Source organism: Sphingobium anseongense, assembly GCF_037725245.1.
Lineage (GTDB): Bacteria > Pseudomonadota > Alphaproteobacteria > Sphingomonadales > Sphingomonadaceae > Sphingobium.
This window is the reverse complement of the sequence record NZ_JBBJUL010000010.1, coordinates 50,968-66,572: the sequence shown is the minus strand read 5'-3', so window position 1 is coordinate 66,572 and position 15,605 is coordinate 50,968. Positions and strand designations below refer to the sequence as shown.

At 66.4% G+C, this 15,605-nt stretch carries 16 protein-coding genes; 5 read left to right on the top strand and 11 right to left on the bottom strand.

The genetic code is table 11. The features are described 5' to 3' along the window. Nucleotides 1-22: 22 nt before the first annotated feature. On the top strand, nucleotides 23-715 hold the full coding sequence (locus WG908_RS13545; protein WP_340187125.1) for a GcrA family cell cycle regulator: 693 nt from the start codon (nucleotides 23-25) through the stop codon (nucleotides 713-715). Between the two features lie 72 nt (nucleotides 716-787). On the opposite strand, the gene WG908_RS13540 is transcribed toward WG908_RS13545, so the two are convergent. Continuing rightward, a complete protein-coding gene (locus WG908_RS13540; protein WP_340187124.1) occupies nucleotides 788-1,642 on the bottom strand; it encodes an outer membrane protein in 855 nt (284 codons plus the stop codon). A 141-nt stretch (nucleotides 1,643-1,783) separates the two neighbouring features. Between WG908_RS13540 and parE the strand changes: the two genes are divergently transcribed. Together parE and WG908_RS13530 are read left to right on the top strand one after the other, a co-directional pair. Continuing rightward, nucleotides 1,784-3,760 (top strand): DNA topoisomerase IV subunit B, encoded by a 1,977-nt coding sequence (gene parE / locus WG908_RS13535; RefSeq protein ID WP_340187123.1) that lies wholly within the window; start codon nucleotides 1,784-1,786, stop codon nucleotides 3,758-3,760. Between the two features lie 112 nt (nucleotides 3,761-3,872). Further along, entirely contained in the window at nucleotides 3,873-5,276 is a 1,404-nt protein-coding gene (locus tag WG908_RS13530; RefSeq protein ID WP_340187122.1) for a serine hydrolase, read from the top strand. Here the strand turns inward: WG908_RS13530 and WG908_RS13525 are convergent. Both WG908_RS13525 and WG908_RS13520 read right to left on the bottom strand, forming a co-directional pair. Continuing rightward, nucleotides 5,265-6,128: a copper resistance protein B gene (locus WG908_RS13525; RefSeq protein ID WP_340187121.1), complete on the bottom strand. Its 864-nt coding sequence runs from the start codon at nucleotides 6,126-6,128 to the stop codon at nucleotides 5,265-5,267. The two genes, WG908_RS13530 and WG908_RS13525, sit on opposite strands and share 12 nt — an antisense overlap. After that, entirely contained in the window at nucleotides 6,125-7,897 is a 1,773-nt protein-coding gene (locus WG908_RS13520; RefSeq protein WP_340187120.1) for a copper resistance system multicopper oxidase, read from the bottom strand. The genes WG908_RS13525 and WG908_RS13520 overlap by 4 nt, the downstream gene beginning before the upstream one ends. 86 nt (nucleotides 7,898-7,983) lie before the next feature. Here WG908_RS13520 and WG908_RS13515 point away from each other — a divergent pair, with 86 nt between their 5' ends. Continuing rightward, nucleotides 7,984-8,169 carry a DUF1328 domain-containing protein gene (locus WG908_RS13515; RefSeq protein ID WP_340187119.1) on the top strand — a complete coding sequence of 62 codons (186 nt, stop codon included), beginning with the start codon at nucleotides 7,984-7,986 and terminating at the stop codon, nucleotides 8,167-8,169. 5 nt (nucleotides 8,170-8,174) lie between these two features. Next, nucleotides 8,175-8,375, top strand: a complete 201-nt coding sequence (locus WG908_RS13510; protein WP_340187118.1) for a DUF5818 domain-containing protein — start codon at nucleotides 8,175-8,177, stop codon at nucleotides 8,373-8,375. An 18-nt stretch (nucleotides 8,376-8,393) separates the two neighbouring features. Here WG908_RS13510 and WG908_RS13505 read toward each other — a convergent pair whose 3' ends face one another. From WG908_RS13505 to uvrC, 8 genes are all read right to left on the bottom strand, one after another. Continuing rightward, a complete protein-coding gene (locus tag WG908_RS13505; protein WP_340187117.1) occupies nucleotides 8,394-9,185 on the bottom strand; it encodes a LysR family transcriptional regulator in 792 nt (263 codons plus the stop codon). Continuing rightward, nucleotides 9,182-9,580: a Co2+/Mg2+ efflux facilitator ApaG/CorD gene (apaG, locus tag WG908_RS13500; RefSeq protein ID WP_340187116.1), complete on the bottom strand. Its 399-nt coding sequence runs from the start codon at nucleotides 9,578-9,580 to the stop codon at nucleotides 9,182-9,184. The genes WG908_RS13505 and apaG overlap by 4 nt, the downstream gene beginning before the upstream one ends. A 33-nt stretch (nucleotides 9,581-9,613) precedes the next feature. Continuing rightward, the gene (locus WG908_RS13495) at nucleotides 9,614-10,822 is read right to left on the bottom strand and encodes a trans-sulfuration enzyme family protein (protein WP_340187115.1); all 1,209 of its coding nucleotides are present in this window, start codon (nucleotides 10,820-10,822) and stop codon (nucleotides 9,614-9,616) included. 11 nt (nucleotides 10,823-10,833) lie between these two features. Beyond that, on the bottom strand, nucleotides 10,834-11,880 hold the full coding sequence (gene leuB, locus WG908_RS13490) for a 3-isopropylmalate dehydrogenase (protein ID WP_340187114.1): 1,047 nt from the start codon (nucleotides 11,878-11,880) through the stop codon (nucleotides 10,834-10,836). Nucleotides 11,881-11,932: 52 nt separating this feature from the next. Then, the gene (gene recO / locus WG908_RS13485; RefSeq protein ID WP_340187113.1) at nucleotides 11,933-12,667 is read right to left on the bottom strand and encodes a DNA repair protein RecO; all 735 of its coding nucleotides are present in this window, start codon (nucleotides 12,665-12,667) and stop codon (nucleotides 11,933-11,935) included. A gap of 44 nt (nucleotides 12,668-12,711) precedes the next feature. After that, nucleotides 12,712-12,840, bottom strand: coding sequence for a hypothetical protein (locus WG908_RS13480; RefSeq protein WP_340187112.1), 129 nt, complete (start codon nucleotides 12,838-12,840; stop codon nucleotides 12,712-12,714). Nucleotides 12,841-12,900: 60 nt separating this feature from the next. After that, nucleotides 12,901-13,110, bottom strand: a complete 210-nt coding sequence (locus WG908_RS13475) for a hypothetical protein (protein ID WP_340187111.1) — start codon at nucleotides 13,108-13,110, stop codon at nucleotides 12,901-12,903. Nucleotides 13,111-13,669: 559 nt separating this feature from the next. Further along, nucleotides 13,670-15,586, bottom strand: coding sequence for an excinuclease ABC subunit UvrC (uvrC, locus tag WG908_RS13470; protein WP_340187110.1), 1,917 nt, complete (start codon nucleotides 15,584-15,586; stop codon nucleotides 13,670-13,672). Nucleotides 15,587-15,605 lie beyond the last annotated feature (19 nt).

The following is a 15,605-nucleotide window of genomic DNA, read 5'->3' as shown; positions in this document are numbered from 1 at the left end:
AGCGATTGTGAGGAGTCATTCATTGTCCTGGACCGACGAGCGTATCGACCTGCTCAAGGCGATGTGGGAAAAGGGCCTGACCGCCAGTCAGATTGCCGATGAACTGGGCGGGGTCAGCCGCAATGCCGTGATCGGCAAGGCCCATCGGCTGGGGCTGCAATCGCGCCCCTCGCCGGTGAAGGCGAACGACACGGCCAAGAAACCCGCTGCCGCCGCGCCGCGCAAGCCATCCGCGCCCGAGGCCGAAGCGGTTCGCGCCGCCGCGCCGGTGGCGACGCCTGCGCCGCAACGGCCCGCGCCCCCCGCGCCCGAACCCGTCGCCGCAACCGCTGCCGCCACGGCTGCCCCGCCGGTCGAAGCCCCTGCCCCGCCGCCCCAGCCGCGCATCGTGTCGGTCGGCCCCGGCGGCTTCCTGCGCCAGGGCCCCGGCGATCAGCAGGCGCCGATCCCGCCCGCGCCGCCGCGCCGGCTGGTTCCGGCCAAGCCCAGCCCCGAAATGGCGGGCAAGACCAGCCTGCTCGACCTGACCGAACGGATCTGCAAATGGCCGATGGGCCATCCGGGCGAAGCGGATTTCCATTTTTGCGGCGTCGCCGTCAATCCGGGCTTCCCCTATTGCGTCGAACATTGCGGCCGCGCCTATCAGGCGCAATTGCCGCGCGGCACCCGCCGCCCGCCGCCGCCCCTGCCCTTTGGCGGTCCGCGCGTGCGTTGATGTTATTTCACAAGAAAGGGCCGGAAGCATTTTGCTTCCGGCCCTTTTCTTTCACTGCCTGACGGCATTTCGTCAGAAGCGATATGCCGCCGTGAAGCGGACGCTCTGCGTCGTATATTGCTCGTTGGTCCGCATGATCACCGTCGACCCGTTGGTCAGCCCGTTGATGAACGGATTGCCGGCGGGCGCCGTGCCCTGGCCTACGGTCACGCGATAATCGTTCGGATTGAACCGGGTATAGCGATACAGCACGCCGACCGAAAAATGGTCGTCGACCTTATGTTCGATGCCGCCGCCAAAGGTGTATCCCCAATCATCTTCCGTCCGGTTGCTTTCGGTGAAGGTGTTTGCGCCGTTGTTCGTGGTGAAATTATTCTTGAACTTGCCATAGGCGAGGCCGCCCGTGGCATAGACCAGCGTGCGGTCGAACGCGAAACCGGCGCGCAGGCGGGCCGCCGCTTCCCAGTCGAGCCTGCGCGAAAAAGTGTAGTTCGCCGGGGTCGAGCTGAACCCGGTGACATAGTTGCTGCCATAGGACTGGCCGCCCTCGACCACCGCGCCGATCACGACATTGCCCATCTGCATGTCATAGCCGAGCATGCCCGAATAGGCGAACTTGCCGTCCCTGTCGCTGGTGCATCCGTCGGCGACCGTGCCGTTGGGGCGCTGGCGCGGTCGGCCGTCGCAATATCCCACGAACGCATTGGCGCCGGTCACGGCATTGCGCGGCTGGTCGTTGAAATTGCCGTCGCCGTTGGTGTCATATGCCAGCGTTTCGACGTCATTGGCCGTATTGTTGGGCAGCCAGTTATAGCCGAGCGACGCGCCGACATAGGGACCGCTGAAATGGTCCGTGCCGTCCTGTGCCATGGCCGGGCTGGCCAGGGCAATGATCGCGCCGAACGATGCGAGAGCGAGTGATTTCATGGGCTTCTCCTCCTGGGATGGTGACGTAAATCGGGCGGGTAACGATGGGCCGCGCGATTTTGTTTCATTCGCGATGGGTGGAGGCCGCAGTTTTCAACCTGAGGTTGCCTATATGCCACAGCCGACCCTATAGCTTGGGCCATGCCCGACGACCTTTTCGCCAGCCCGCAAACCCCTTCCACCGGCTATGACGCATCCGCCATCGAGGTGCTGGAGGGGCTGGAGCCGGTGCGCCGTCGTCCCGGCATGTATATCGGCGGCACCGACGAGCGCGCATTGCATCACCTCGCGAGCGAGGTGCTCGACAACAGCATGGATGAAGCGGTGGCTGGCCATGCGACGCGGATCGAAGTGACGCTGGAGCCGGGCAATCGCCTGACGATCACCGACAATGGCCGGGGCATCCCGGTCGACCCGCATCCCAAATTTCCGGGCAAGTCGGCGCTGGAGGTCATCATGACCACGCTCCATTCGGGCGGCAAGTTCAGCGACAAGGCCTATGCGACGTCCGGCGGCCTGCATGGCGTGGGCATCAGCGTCGTCAACGCCCTGTCGAGCAGTACGGTGGTGGAAGTCGCGCGCAACAAGGACCTGTTCCGCCAGGGTTTTTCGCAAGGCCTCCCGCTCGCTCCGCTCGAACGGGTGGGCGCCGCACCCAATCGCCGGGGGACCTCGGTCACCTTCATCCCCGACACGGAGATTTTCGGCGAACAGAGGTTCAAGCCCGCCCGGCTTCATCGCCTCGCCCGGTCCAAGGCCTATCTGTTCGCGGGCGTCGAGATTCGCTGGAAATGTGCGGCCGAACTCATCACGGACGACACGCCGACCGAAGCGGTGTTCCAGTTTCCCGGCGGCCTTGCCGATCATCTGAAGGAACAGGTGGGGACCCGCGAATGCGCCACCTCCAAATTCTTCACCGGTTCCCAGGATTTTCCCGGCACCGCCGGGCGGGTCGAATGGGCGGTCGCCTGGCCGCTATGGTCGGACGGCAGCTATAGCTGGTATTGCAACACCATCCCCACCCCCGACGGCGGCACCCATGAAGCCGGGATGCGCGCCGCGCTGGTCAAGGGCATCCGCGCCTTTGCCGATCTGGTCGGCCAGAAAAAGGCCAAGGACATCACCGCCGAGGATATCATGACCTCTTCGGAGATCATGCTGTCGGTCTTCATCCGCGATCCCCAGTTCCAGAGCCAGACCAAGGATCGGCTGACCAGCCCCGAAGCCGCGCGCCTCGTCGAAAATGCGGTGCGCGACCATTTCGACCATTTCCTGTCGGACAATATGGACCGGGGCAAGGCGCTGCTCGCCTATGTGCTCGACCGCATGGACGAACGCCTCAAGCGCAAGCAGGAAAAGGAGGTCAAGCGCAAGACCGCGACCAGCGCGCGCAAGCTGCGGCTGCCGGGCAAGCTAACCGACTGTTCGACCGACGACCCCGAAGGCACGGAGATTTTCCTGGTCGAAGGCGACAGCGCCGGCGGCTCGGCCAAGCAGGCGCGCGACCGCAAGACCCAGGCGATCCTGCCGCTGCGTGGCAAGATCCTCAACGTCGCCTCAGCGAACAACGCCAAGATACTGGCGAACCAGGAAATTGCCGACATGATCCTGGCGCTCGGCTGTGGCACGCGCAAGGATTGCAACCCTGACAGCCTGCGCTACGAACGCATCGTCATCATGACCGACGCCGATGTCGACGGCGCGCATATCGCGACGCTGCTCATGACCTTTTTCTTCCAGGAAATGCCCGAACTGGTGCGGCGCGGCCATCTCTACCTCGCCCAGCCGCCGCTCTACCGCATCGTTTCGGGCGGCAAGAGCGTCTATGCCAGGGACGATGCGCATCGCGAGGCGCTGATGGCCTCCGATTTCAAGGGCAAGAAGGTCGAGGTCAGCCGCTTCAAGGGGCTTGGCGAAATGAACCCGATGCAGCTGCGCGAAACCACCATGGATCCCAAGACCCGCAGCATGATCCGCATCACCCTGCCCCCCGATGTCGAGGATCGCGCGGCCGTGCGCGACCTGGTCGACCGGCTGATGGGCAACAACCCCGCGCATCGCTTCGCCTTCATTCAGGAAAATGCGGCGGCGGTGGATGAAGAAGCGATCGACGCATGATGTGCGCGGCACGGGTTCCTCTTCACTCCGTCATGCCGAACGCGCTTCAGCATCCATGGTGCTCAGGGAGCGGCGGCCCGAAAGGTGAAATGAACCCTGAAACGACGTCAGGGTGACGGTGGTGGTTTGCGCGCCGTCCCCGCCCGCGTTCGGAAAGCTCGGGAAAACCCTCACCCTGATCGCGATCCTCTATGCGGTAATCCTCACCTTCCTCCCCGCCCACGCCCAGCCCCCGCCCGACTATCGCGCCCGCGCGGCGCAACTGGTGGATGTTCTCGCGGCGCCCGGCAGGGAAGACCAGCTCTTCTCGCCCATATTCCTCAGCGCCGTGCCCGTCGCGCAATGGCGCGCGCTGGCCGCGCAATGGCGGGCGGCGCACGGGGCGCCGCAAAGCCTAGCGCATGTGCGGATGGAAAGCGCGACCATCGGCGCGGTTGAGGTCCGCTACGCCCGCGCGACGCTCGGCTTTCAGCTCGTCATCGCGCCGCGCGCGCCGCATCGCGTCATCGGCCTGCGCCTTGTCGGCGTGAAGCGGTCGGGCGACAGTGCCGGGGAGGTCATGGCAGAACTCAACGCGCTGCCCGGTGGCGTGGCGCTGGCGGCGATGCGGCTCACAGACAGCGGCCCGGTGCCGATCCATGTCATCGCGCCCGACGGGCAGATGGCGACCGGTTCCTCCTTCAAGCTTTATGTCCTTGCCGAACTTGCGCGCGCGACGGCGGCGGGCGAACGGGCGTGGAGCGACGTGACGCCGCTTGGCCCCAAAAGCTTTTCCGGGCGGCTGTCCACCTATCCGCAGGGCGCGCCGATGACGCTGCACAGCCTGGCGCTGGCGATGATCGCGGAAAGCGACAACAGCGCCAGCGATACGCTGCTGCGCGCGCTGGGGCGCGACCGGGTGGACGCGATGCTGCGCGCCACCGGCCATGCCGCGCCAGACGCTGCTCTGCCGCTGCTAACCACCGCCGAAGCGTTCGCGCTCAAGATGCCGGCGCAGGCGGCCCTGCGCGCCACCTACGCCGCCGCCACCCCGCAGGCGCGCGCCGACCTGATCCGCGCCAACGCCGATACGCTCACCGCCGCCAGCATCGACGTCGGCCAGGTCGCCGAAACGCCGACCGCGATCGACAGCATCGAATGGTTCGCCGCGCCGATGGACATGGTTCGCCTGCTCGACTGGCTGCGCGTTCGGGGCGGCGAGGCGCTGCCGATCATGGCGGTCAATCCCGGCATCGCCCCCGCCGATGCGGCGCGCTGGCGCTATCTTGGCTACAAGGGCGGATCGGAGCCGGGCGTGATCGCGATGAACCTGCTCGGCCAGCGGCAGGACGGGGAATGGATCGCGCTCAGCGCCAGCTGGAACAACCCCGCCGCACTGGTGGACGAGGGCCGTTTCGTGGCGCTGGTAACGCGCATGCTCAACCTGCTCGCCGAAGCGCCGCCCCCAAAACCCCGATCTTCAGAACCCCAGTCCTCAGAACCCCAGTCCTCAGAACCCCGGTCCTCAAAACCATAGCCTGACGCCAGTCACCATGCTCGTCCGCCGCGCATCGTCCCCCGCCGCGCGGGCATAGCGCGCGCTGTCGCCCAGCGCGCCTGCCCATTCGACCCCGACATAGGGCGCCAGGCGCGGGCTGAACGCATAATGGAGCCGCAACCCCAGCTCCAGTTCGGACAAGCCCGCGCCGATCCCCTGTTCGGCCACATCCTGCGCTGAAAATCGCGCTTCGATGCGCGGTGTCGCAATCACCCGCTGCGTCAGCCGCACATCATGGCTCGCCTCTACCCTGCCCATCAGATCGCCCTTGTCGGACAGGAAAGCGGTCGCCGTCACCTTGAACCAATAGGGCGCCAGCCCCTCGATCCCCGCCGCGACATAACTGCGCGCCGGGGCCGGCCGGATATCCTGCCGCACGCCCAGTTGCAGGTTCCACCAGGGGTCGACCGCGTGGCTCCACAGCGCCTGCACCTCGGCGTCGTCCAGCGGACCGCCGGCGATGCCCTCGCCCTCGCTCTTGATCGTCAGCCGGTCGATATCGCCGCCGACCCACATCTCGGCTTCCCAGGTATAGCCGTCCGCGCCCTTGCGCGCCTGCCACTCCAGCCGGTCGATCAGCAGCATCGCATGGGCCATACCGCCGCTTTCGCGCGCCAGCGACGCCCGCGCCCGCGCCATGGCGGCGCCGCCGAATATCGCGTCGGCGGCATGATCGCCCGGCGATGGCGGCGCGGGCGGCGCGGGCAGCATGGCATGGTCCTGATGGCCCGAATGATCCGGCTGAGCGGCCGGCGGCGCGCCATGGTCGTGCTGGGCCGCCGCCGGCATCGGCGCGCCCGCCAGCGTCAGCGCGATCAGCGCGCGCCTCATGCCGCATCCCCGCGCACGGTTACGACCCGGAACATGCCCGAATGCATGTGCAACAGCATGTGGCAGTGGAACGCCCAGTCGCCCGGCGCGTCGGCGGTCAGGTCGAAACTGACCTTCCCCCCCGGCAGCACATTGACCGTATGCTTGCGCGGCTTGGCCGCATCGTCCTGCGCCCCCGTCACCAGTTCGAAAAAATGGCCGTGCAGGTGGATGGGGTGCGGCATCATCGTGTCGTTGATCAACGTCATGCGCAACCGCTCGCCCAGCCGCATCGCGATCGGCTCTGCCCCGTCGCTATATTTGACGCCGTCGAACGACCACATATAGCGTTCCATGTTCGCCGTCAGGTGCAGCGCGATCTTTCGCGCGGGGCGTCGGACATCGGGATTGGGCGTCGCCGCGCGCAGATCGCGATAGGTCAGCACCCGATGCGACACCTGCTCCAGGCCGGTGGGCCGGTCGCCGGTGCGGTCCACCGGCATCGGCGACAGCATGGCGACCCCCGGCCCCAGCAGAACCTGCGGCGCGGCGGCGGGATCGCGCATCGTCATCGCGCCATGATCCATCGGCGCGGCGGCGGCGTGACCCATCGCGGCATGATCCATCCCGTCCATCGCCGGAGCGGCATGATCCATGCCCATGTCGCGCATCGTCAACAGCGGGCGCCTGCGGATCGGCGGCACCGCCGCGGCCATCCCCATGCGCGGCGCCAGCGTCGCGCGGCACTGTCCCGACCGGTCGACCGCTTCGGCCACAAGGGCATAGGCGCGATCCTCCACCGGATGCACGATGACGTCATAGGTTTCGGCGATCGCGATCTGCAATTCGTCGGTCTCGACCGGCGCGACATCCTGTCCGTCGGCCTGCACCACCGTCATCGCCAGCCCCGGCAGGCGGATGTTGAAATTGGTCATCGCGCTTGCATTGACGATGCGCAGCCGCACCCGCTCGCCCGGCGCGAACAGCCCGGTCCAGTTGCCCGCGCTGTCATGGCCGTTGACCAGGAAGCTGTAGACCGCGCCGGTGACGTCCGAAATATCGGTCGGGTCCATCCGCATCGCCGCCCAGTCGATCCGCTCCCCCAGCGGCTGGTCCCGCCCTTCGAGCAATCCGCCAACCGTCTGCCGCTGGCGATTATAATAGCCGCCCTGCTGCTTGAGCCGCCGCAACAGCCTGTGCGGATGGGCAAAGCTCCAGTCGGACAGCACCAGGATATGCTCGCGCTGCGCGCTCACCCGCTCGCCCCCGGCAGGATCGATGACGATGGCGCCATACAGGCCCATCGCTTCCTGCATGTTGCTGTGGCTGTGATACCAGTAGGTGCCGGCCTGCCGCACCGGAAAATCGTAGGTAAATGTCGCGCCCGGCGCGATGCCGGGAAAGCTGACGCCCGGCACGCCGTCATATTGAAATGGCACCAACAGGCCGTGCCAATGGATCGAACTGTCCTCGGCCAGGCTGTTGGTCACCGCGATTCGCGCGCGCTGCCCCTCGCGCAGCCGGATGAGCGGCGCGGGCAGCGATCCGTTCACCGTCACCGCATGGCCGACACGCTTGCCGATCCGAAACGGCGAATGGCCGATGGTCAGCGCGATCTCCTCGCCCGACAGCGCGTCGCCGCTGCCCGGCACGACACCTGCTGATCCGCTGCGCGCCCAGCCGGGCGCTATGCCGGGCAGGATCAGCCCCGCCGACGCGCCCGCCATGCCCGCTATCCACTGGCGGCGACTGACCGTCCACTCGCCGTTCCGCTCATGTCCTTCACTCATCTGCGTCACATAGGGTCACCGGCGCCATGGGAACAAGCCGGCGCGGCAAACGCTTGGATATTATTGTCCAATGTAAAGGGGCCGTCATGATCAAGCTTGCCATCATTTCCCTTGTCATCGCCGCCGTGCTGGCGCTGCTCGGCTTCGGCGGCGCGGCGGGCACGTTCGTGGGCATCGCCAAAATCCTGTTCTTCATCGCCATTGCGCTGTTCGTCCTGTTCCTGGTGATAGGCGTGCTGGCTGGCAAGGGGATCAAGAACAGGCTAGACTGAAGCCTATGGATATTGGCGCGCAAGTGGATGAAACCGGCAGGCTCCAGCGGGATGCCGCCGGCTTCTACCTTCAGCGCGACCATGGCGGCCGTTTCCGACTGGTGCTGCTGCGCGTTCCGGTCGATCATGTCGAAAAACGGGTGCGGGTGCGCGGCTATTATGCCGGTGACGATGTCGTCGAAGCAGACGGCGTGGCGGCGGTCTGACGCCTCCTTGCCGATGCTTTATGCCGTCAGTGCCTCCACCAGCGTCTTGACCTTCTTCTGGCGCCATTGCGGCAGCGGCGCGATCAGCCAATAGGATTGGCTGGCGGCGACAGGATTGCCCACGGCCCGGACGCGGCGATCGGCCAAGTCCGCTTCGACCAGCATCGCCGGCACGGTGGCGCGGCCAAAGCCGGTCGCGGCGGCTTCGATCGCAAGGCCTGCGTCGGCCACCCGCAAAACCGCCGGGCTGTCGCCCAAGGGGCATCCAGGCCAGTCGATCCGCTGGTCCGGCCCGCCATTCGCCGCTTCCACGGTCACGAACAGCGGCTCGCCCAGCGCAACCCCCTCATGCTCGCCCGCATCGCTCGCCAGCCGGATCGCGATGTCCAGATTGGCTTCGGTGAAATCGATCGCCTCGTCCGCCGCGACCAGCGCCAGCTTCAGGCCGGGGTGGCCCGACGCATAGGCCGCCAGGCGCGGCTGGAGCCATTTGCAGGTGATGTCGCGCGGCGCGGCGATGGTCAGCGACAGGCTGGACTGGCCCGCCTGCATCGCCCGCACCGCTTCCTCGAACTCCAGAAATCCGGCACGCAGGGCGTTCAGCCCCGCCTGCGTTTCGGGTGTCAGTTCCAGCCCCTTGGGGGTGCGACGGAACAGCACCACGCCCAGCATATCCTCCAGCGCGCGGATCTGCTGCCCCACGGCCGCGGGCGTCACCGCCAATTCGTCGGCGGCACGGGTGAAGGACAGGTGACGTGCCGCCGCATCGAGCACGCGCAGCCCGTTCAACGGCAAATGGGTCCGCTTCATTCGGCGACGGCCGGCGCGATCAGCGCGAAGCGCGGGATGGCGATATCGAACAACTCGCCGCGCACGCCGATCATCTGGTAACTGCCCTGCATCGACCCCGTGGGCGTCGCCAGCGGGCATCCCGATACATAATCATAGCTTTTCCCCGGCTGCACCACCGGCTGTTCGCCGACCACGCCGTCGCCCTGCACCTTGTGCTGGGCGCCGCGTCCGTCGGTGATGACCCAGCTGCGCGTCAACAGCTGCACCGGCTCTGTGCCCTGATTTTCGATGCGGATATGATAGGCCCAGAACCAGCGGCCCCGGTCAGGCTCCGATTGTTCGGGCAGATATGTGACGGCAACGTGCACGATGATGTCGCGCGTCGTCGCGTGGAAGGGGAATAGGGGGTTCACCGGAAAACTGATGCGCTCGAACCCCCGCTCCCGTCAACGCCCTATCGACGCCAACGCGCGATCAAGGTCCTCGATCACGTCGTCGGGATCTTCCAGGCCGACGTTGAGGCGCAACATATCCTCGGTAATGCCCACCTCCAGCCGCGCGTCTTCCGCCATGCCATAATGGGTGGTCGACGACGGATGCGTCATCAGCGATCGCGAATCGCCGATATTGTTGCTGATGTCGACCAGTTGCAGGCCGTTGAGCAGGCCGTGCGCCTCCGCGCGGCCACCGCCGACATAGAGCGAAAAGATCGGCCCGGCCATGACCATCTGGCTCATCGCCAGCCCATGTTGCGGATGACTCTCAAGGCCGGGGTACAAGACCCTGGAAACACGTCTTTCCAGGAATTTCGCGACCTTCAGCGCATTTTCGCTCTGGCGGCGTATGCGCAGGTCGAGCGTCTCCAGTCCCTTGAGCACCACCCAGGCGTTGAACGCGGCAATCGTCGGCCCGGTATTGCGATGGAAGGGCAGCAGGACATTGTCGATCCAGTCGCGCGTGCCACAGATCGCCCCGGCCAGCACGCGGCCCTGCCCGTCCATCATCTTGGTCGCGCTGTAGGCGACGACATCCGCGCCGAAATCCATCGGCCGTTGCAGCGCCGACGTCGCGAACGCATTGTCGACGACGGTGGTGATGCCATGCGCGCGCGCGATTACACAAACGGCTGCCAGATCAACGACATCCATGGTGGGGTTGGCAGGCGTTTCGAAGAAAAATACCTTGGTATTGGGCCGGATCGCCGCTTCCCACGCGCCTGTGTCGCGCGCGTCGATCGTCGTCGTTGCGATCCCGAATTTGGGCAGCAGCGTATCGACCAGCCAGCGGCACGACCCGAACAGCGCCTTGCCCGCAACGACATGATCGCCCGCCGACAACTGGCACAGCAGCGCCGCCGTCATCGCCGCCATGCCGGTGGTGGTGGCGCGGCACGCCTCCGCCCCCTCCAGCAACGCGATCCGCTGCTCCAGCATCTCGACGGTCGGGTTCTGCAAGCGGCTGTAGGTCATGCCCTGCTGCTCGCCGGCAAAGCGCATCGCCGCATCTTCGGCCCGGTCATAGCTGTAGCCGCTGGTCAGGAACAGCGCCTCTGACGTTTCGCCATATTCGGTGCGCGCGGTGCCGCCGCGCACCGCCAGCGTGGCGGGACGCCAATGTTTCGTGATGTCGGGGTCCTGCCCGCTTTTCCGCTTCATCGCGTCGTCCCTCAGTTCAGCGCCGCCAGCACGGCGTCGCCCATTTCCACTGTCGTCATGGTCCCGCCCAGGTCGGGGCTGCGCGCGCCGCCCGCCAGCGCCCTGGCCACGGCCGCCTCGATCCGGTCCGCCTGCATGGGCATGTCGAGCGAGTAGCGCAGCATCATCGCCGCCGACAGGACCGTTGCCAGCGGATTGGCCTTGCCGGTGCCGGCGATGTCGGGCGCGGACCCGTGGATCGGCTCATACAGCCCCTGTCCGCTGCCGTTCAGCGTCGCCGACGCCAGCATGCCGATGGAACCCACGCACATGCTCGCCTGGTCGGACAATATGTCGCCGAACAGGTTGCCGGTGACGATGACGTCGAACTGGCCCGGATTGCGCACCAGCTGCATGGCGGCATTGTCGACATACATGTGGCTGAGCGCCACGTCGGGATAGTCGGCGGCGACCTGCGTCACCACGTCGCGCCACAACTGGCTGGTTTCCAGCACATTGGCCTTGTCCACCGAACATAGCTTGCCCCGCCGCGCGCGCGCCGCCTGGAACCCGGCATGGGCGATGCGCCGCACTTCGGCCTCGTTATAGGACATGACGTCATAGCCTTCGCGCAGGCCATCGATGGTGGTGCGAAAGCCCTTTTCGCCGAAATAGACGTCGCCATTGGTCTCGCGCACGATCAACAGGTCGATGGCGCGCGCCACTTCGGGCTTCAGCGCGGATTCGTCGGCCAGTTCGGGGAAGACCTTGGCCGGGCGCAGGTTGGAAAACAGGCCCAGTTCCTTGCGCAGCCCCAATATCGCCTGCTCGGGCCGCAAATGCCGCTCCAGCGCGTCGCAATCGGGATCGCCCACCGCGCCGAACAGGATGGCGTCGGCGCGCCTGGCAAGGTCCAGCGTTTCGGGCGGCAGCGGATGACCGACCGCCTTGTAGGCCGCACCGCCGACCAGCGCTTCCTCATAGCGCAGCCCGTCGATCCCCAGCGCATCCAGCACGCGCTTGGCCTGGGCGACGATTTCGGGACCAATCCCGTCTCCGGGCAGCAGGGCGATCAACATGGGCGAAAACTCCATCGGACAAGTGGCGGCCGCCTTATGAAGCCCCGCCGCATCACGCAACCGCTCTTTTGAGCCGCTCGACCAGCCGCACCCGCGCCGCCAGCACATCGGCGCGCCTGTCGGTCAGCAGCGATCGTTCGAGGAAAAAGCCGGTCAGCCGCAATCCGTCGAATATGTCGCCCCAGTCCGCCTCGCCGCCTGCCAGCAGAAAGGGCGGCAGCGGCAACAGCCGCGCTTCATAGCCCTGTGCGCCTGCGCGACTGACCGCCGCGGCGCTGCGCGGGCTGACGAACGCCAGTTCCTCGGCCCGCCCGGTGGCGGCGCAGCGGGTCAGGTCCAGCCCGAAACCCAGCTCGGCCAGCATCAGCAGTTCGTACCGCACCAGCCCCACGGCCCAGCCGCGCGCCGCCGGCGCCGCCTCGACCGCGCCCAGCACGCCGTCCAGCGCTTCGTACAACCGGGGATAGGGCGTGGCGTCAGGCAGCGCCGCCGCCGTCAGCGCACAGGCCCAGTCGATGGCGGCCGCCGGCAGCGGCTCGCCCAGCAACGGCGCGCGACTGTGCGCCAGCTCGACGGTCAGCCCGGCCAGTTGCTCCTCGGTGCGGACGCGGAATTCGGCCTGCACCTGGTTGCCGGGCAACAGCACGGGCCGCATCGCGCGCGACCGTCCGCCCCGGACATAGCCTGCCATCAGGCCGTGCTCCGGCGTCAACAGCCGGGCGATCGCGCCATGTTCGCCATGATGGCGCAGCGCGCAGACGATGGCGGGCGTGGACAGGGCGGGCATCGCCCGTGTCTATCCGCTCGCGCCATTGATCGCCAGCCGCGCGTTCAGCTCTTGATCGTGACGATCCCGACTGGCGGCGGCTTGGTCGACGGGTTGGATGCGTTGGCCTTCTTGGGCTGTTCGGCCTTGGGCTTGCGCACTTCCTTGTTCGATTTCTTCTGGCTCTTGGCCATGGTCCGGTTCCTCTCGCGCGATAGCCGGCAAGCGGCGACATGCCGCTTTTCCGGCCTGCTTCACTTGGTCGAATATTGGCCCGGCTCGGCGCGGAAATGCTCGCGCGCGTGGGCACGGGCGGCATTCGCGGTCTTGAACTGTTCGTCCTGCAACGTCGCCGTCACGATCGGATAGCCTTGCGAATTGAAGCGGGTATGGCGCACGGTCAGGCGATAATGGCCCTCCTCGTCCTTGTTGATGAGGAAAGGCTTTACAGGTTCGCGGCTCATAGTCTGCTCCTTGGGCAAATGGCATTGAAAGGCCAGGCAAAGCCGATGCTCTGCCTGGCCGGGGTGGGTGAGTCAGCCGACCATTTCGGCTACGATCCGCTGCAATTCCTGGCTCGACAAGGTGCCCGATGGGCGGGGCCGGGCAAAGGCCGGCGACGAACGATCGAAGACAGGAGAGAGAAGCGGGCGAAACTGGGATTGATTGGTAAGTTGCATTGAGTCCTTGCGGCCATTCGCCGCCTAGTTGGTTGAAAGGTCGCGTCATCCGGTGACGACGCGAACCGCTGGCTCGGCCTGTGTGTGAGAACCATGATCGGAAAGGACGCTATCGCGTTCCCAGCAGACCTTTCCCGTGCGGCACCTTGAACGGCGGCCATGGAAAGGGCTCATAGATCGTCAATTGAGACGTCAGCGAGACGGTATATAGGCGCAATCGGTTAATTTTGCAACTGCGAGAGAATCGCCCCGATTCAGCGATGGCCGACCATGGCGCCGGCATATGCGAATGCGTGCCTTGCGAGCGGCGGCAGGCGCGCCGATTGGCCCCGCCGCGATCCCCTCAGCCGTGAAAATAATCGAATATCTGCTGCGCCACCGCCCTGGACACGCCCGGCGCGCGTTGCAGATCCTCCAGCGCCGCGCTCTTGACCGCCTTGGCCGTGCCGAAATGCATCAACAGCGCCTTCTTGCGCGACGGGCCGATGCCCGGCACCTCGTCCAGCGTGCTGACCGTGATCGCCTTGCTGCGCTTGGCCCGGTGCGCGCCGATGGCGAAGCGATGCGCTTCGTCGCGCAGCCGCTGCATGTAGAACAGCACCGGATGATTGACCGGCAACGATATTTCGCGCCCGTCCATCAGGTGGAACACCTCCCGCCCGTCGCGGCCATGATGCGGCCCCTTGGCGATGCCGATCATGCAGACATCCTCGATGCCCATATCCTCCAGCATCGCGCGCGCCGCCGACAATTGCCCCTTGCCGCCGTCGATCAGCACCAGGTCGGGCCATTCGCCGCCGTCGCGGTCCGGGTCCTCGCGCGCCGCGCGCCCGAACCGCCGCTCGAACATCTCGCGCATCATCGCGAAATCGTCGTTCGACGTCTCCGGGTTCTTCATGTTGAACTTGCGATAGCCGCTCTTGCGGAACCCCTCCGGCCCCGCCACCACCATCGCGCCCAGCGCATGCGCGCCCTGGATATGGCTGTTGTCGTAGATTTCGATCCGGTCGGGCACGCCGTCCAGCGCGAACAGCTCGACCATGTCGTCCAGCACGCGCGCCTGCGTCGTCGTTTCCGCCAGCCGCCGGTCGAGCGCCTCGATCGCGTTGCGCTGCGCCTGTTTGATCAGCCGCGTGCGCTCGCCGCGCCGGGGCACCTCGATCCGCACCTTCACGCCGATCCGCTCGCTCAGCGCTTGCGCCATCAACTCGCATTCGGCGGGTTGGCGGTCGGCCAGCACCAGCCGGGGCGGCGGCACTTCCTCGTAGAATTGCGCCATGAAACTCGCCAGCACCTCATCCTCGGCGACCTCTGCGGTGTGGACCGGGAAAAAGCTGCGATGCCCCCAATTCTGCCCGCCGCGAATGAAGAAGGCCTGGATGCACATCGCCCCATTTTTCGCCGCCAGCGCAAAAATGTCGGCGTCGCCCAGCCCCTCGGCATTGATCGCCTGGCTCCCCTGGATGAAGGTCAGCGCCTTCAACCGGTCGCGGATCACCGCCGCCTGCTCGAAATCCTGCCGCTCGGACGCGGCCTGCATCTGCGCGCCCAGCTTCTTCTGCACGGCGGTCGACTTGCCCCCCAGAAAATCCTGCGCGTCGCGCACCAGCTCGCCATAGGCCGCCTCGTCGATCCGCCCCACGCAGGGCGCGGAACAGCGCTTGATCTGATAAAGCAGGCAGGGCCGCGAGCGGTTGGCGAAGAAGCTGTCGGTACAGCTTCGCAACAGGAACAGCTTTTGCAGTGCGTTGATCGTCTGCGTCACCGACCCGGCGCTGGCGAACGGCCCATAATAGCGCCCCTGCGCCTTGCGCGCGCCGCGATGCTTCTGCACGCGCGGGAATGGATGATCCTCGCGCAGCAGGATGAAGGGAAAGCTTTTGTCGTCGCGCAGCAGCACATTATAGGGCGGGCGGAACCGCTTGATCAGTTGCGCTTCCAGCAGCAGCGCCTCCGCCTCGCTGTTGGTGGTGACGATCGTCATGCTGCGCGTCTGCGACACCATCCGCTGCAACCGGCGCGGCAGTCGGTCGACCTGGGTATAATTGCCGACGCGATTGCGCAGCGCCCGCGCCTTGCCGACATACAGCACGTCGCCGCGCGCATCCTGCATCCGGTAGACGCCGGGGCGCGTCGGCAGCGTCCTCAGCACATTGCGGATCGCCTCCACCCCGGCGTCGATGTCGGGCGTTCCGGCCCCGCGCACGGTATAGCTGGCCTTGTCCTCGTTGAAACGATCGGGGGATTGCGGCGTGGACATGGCGTGGATTTAGAGGCGC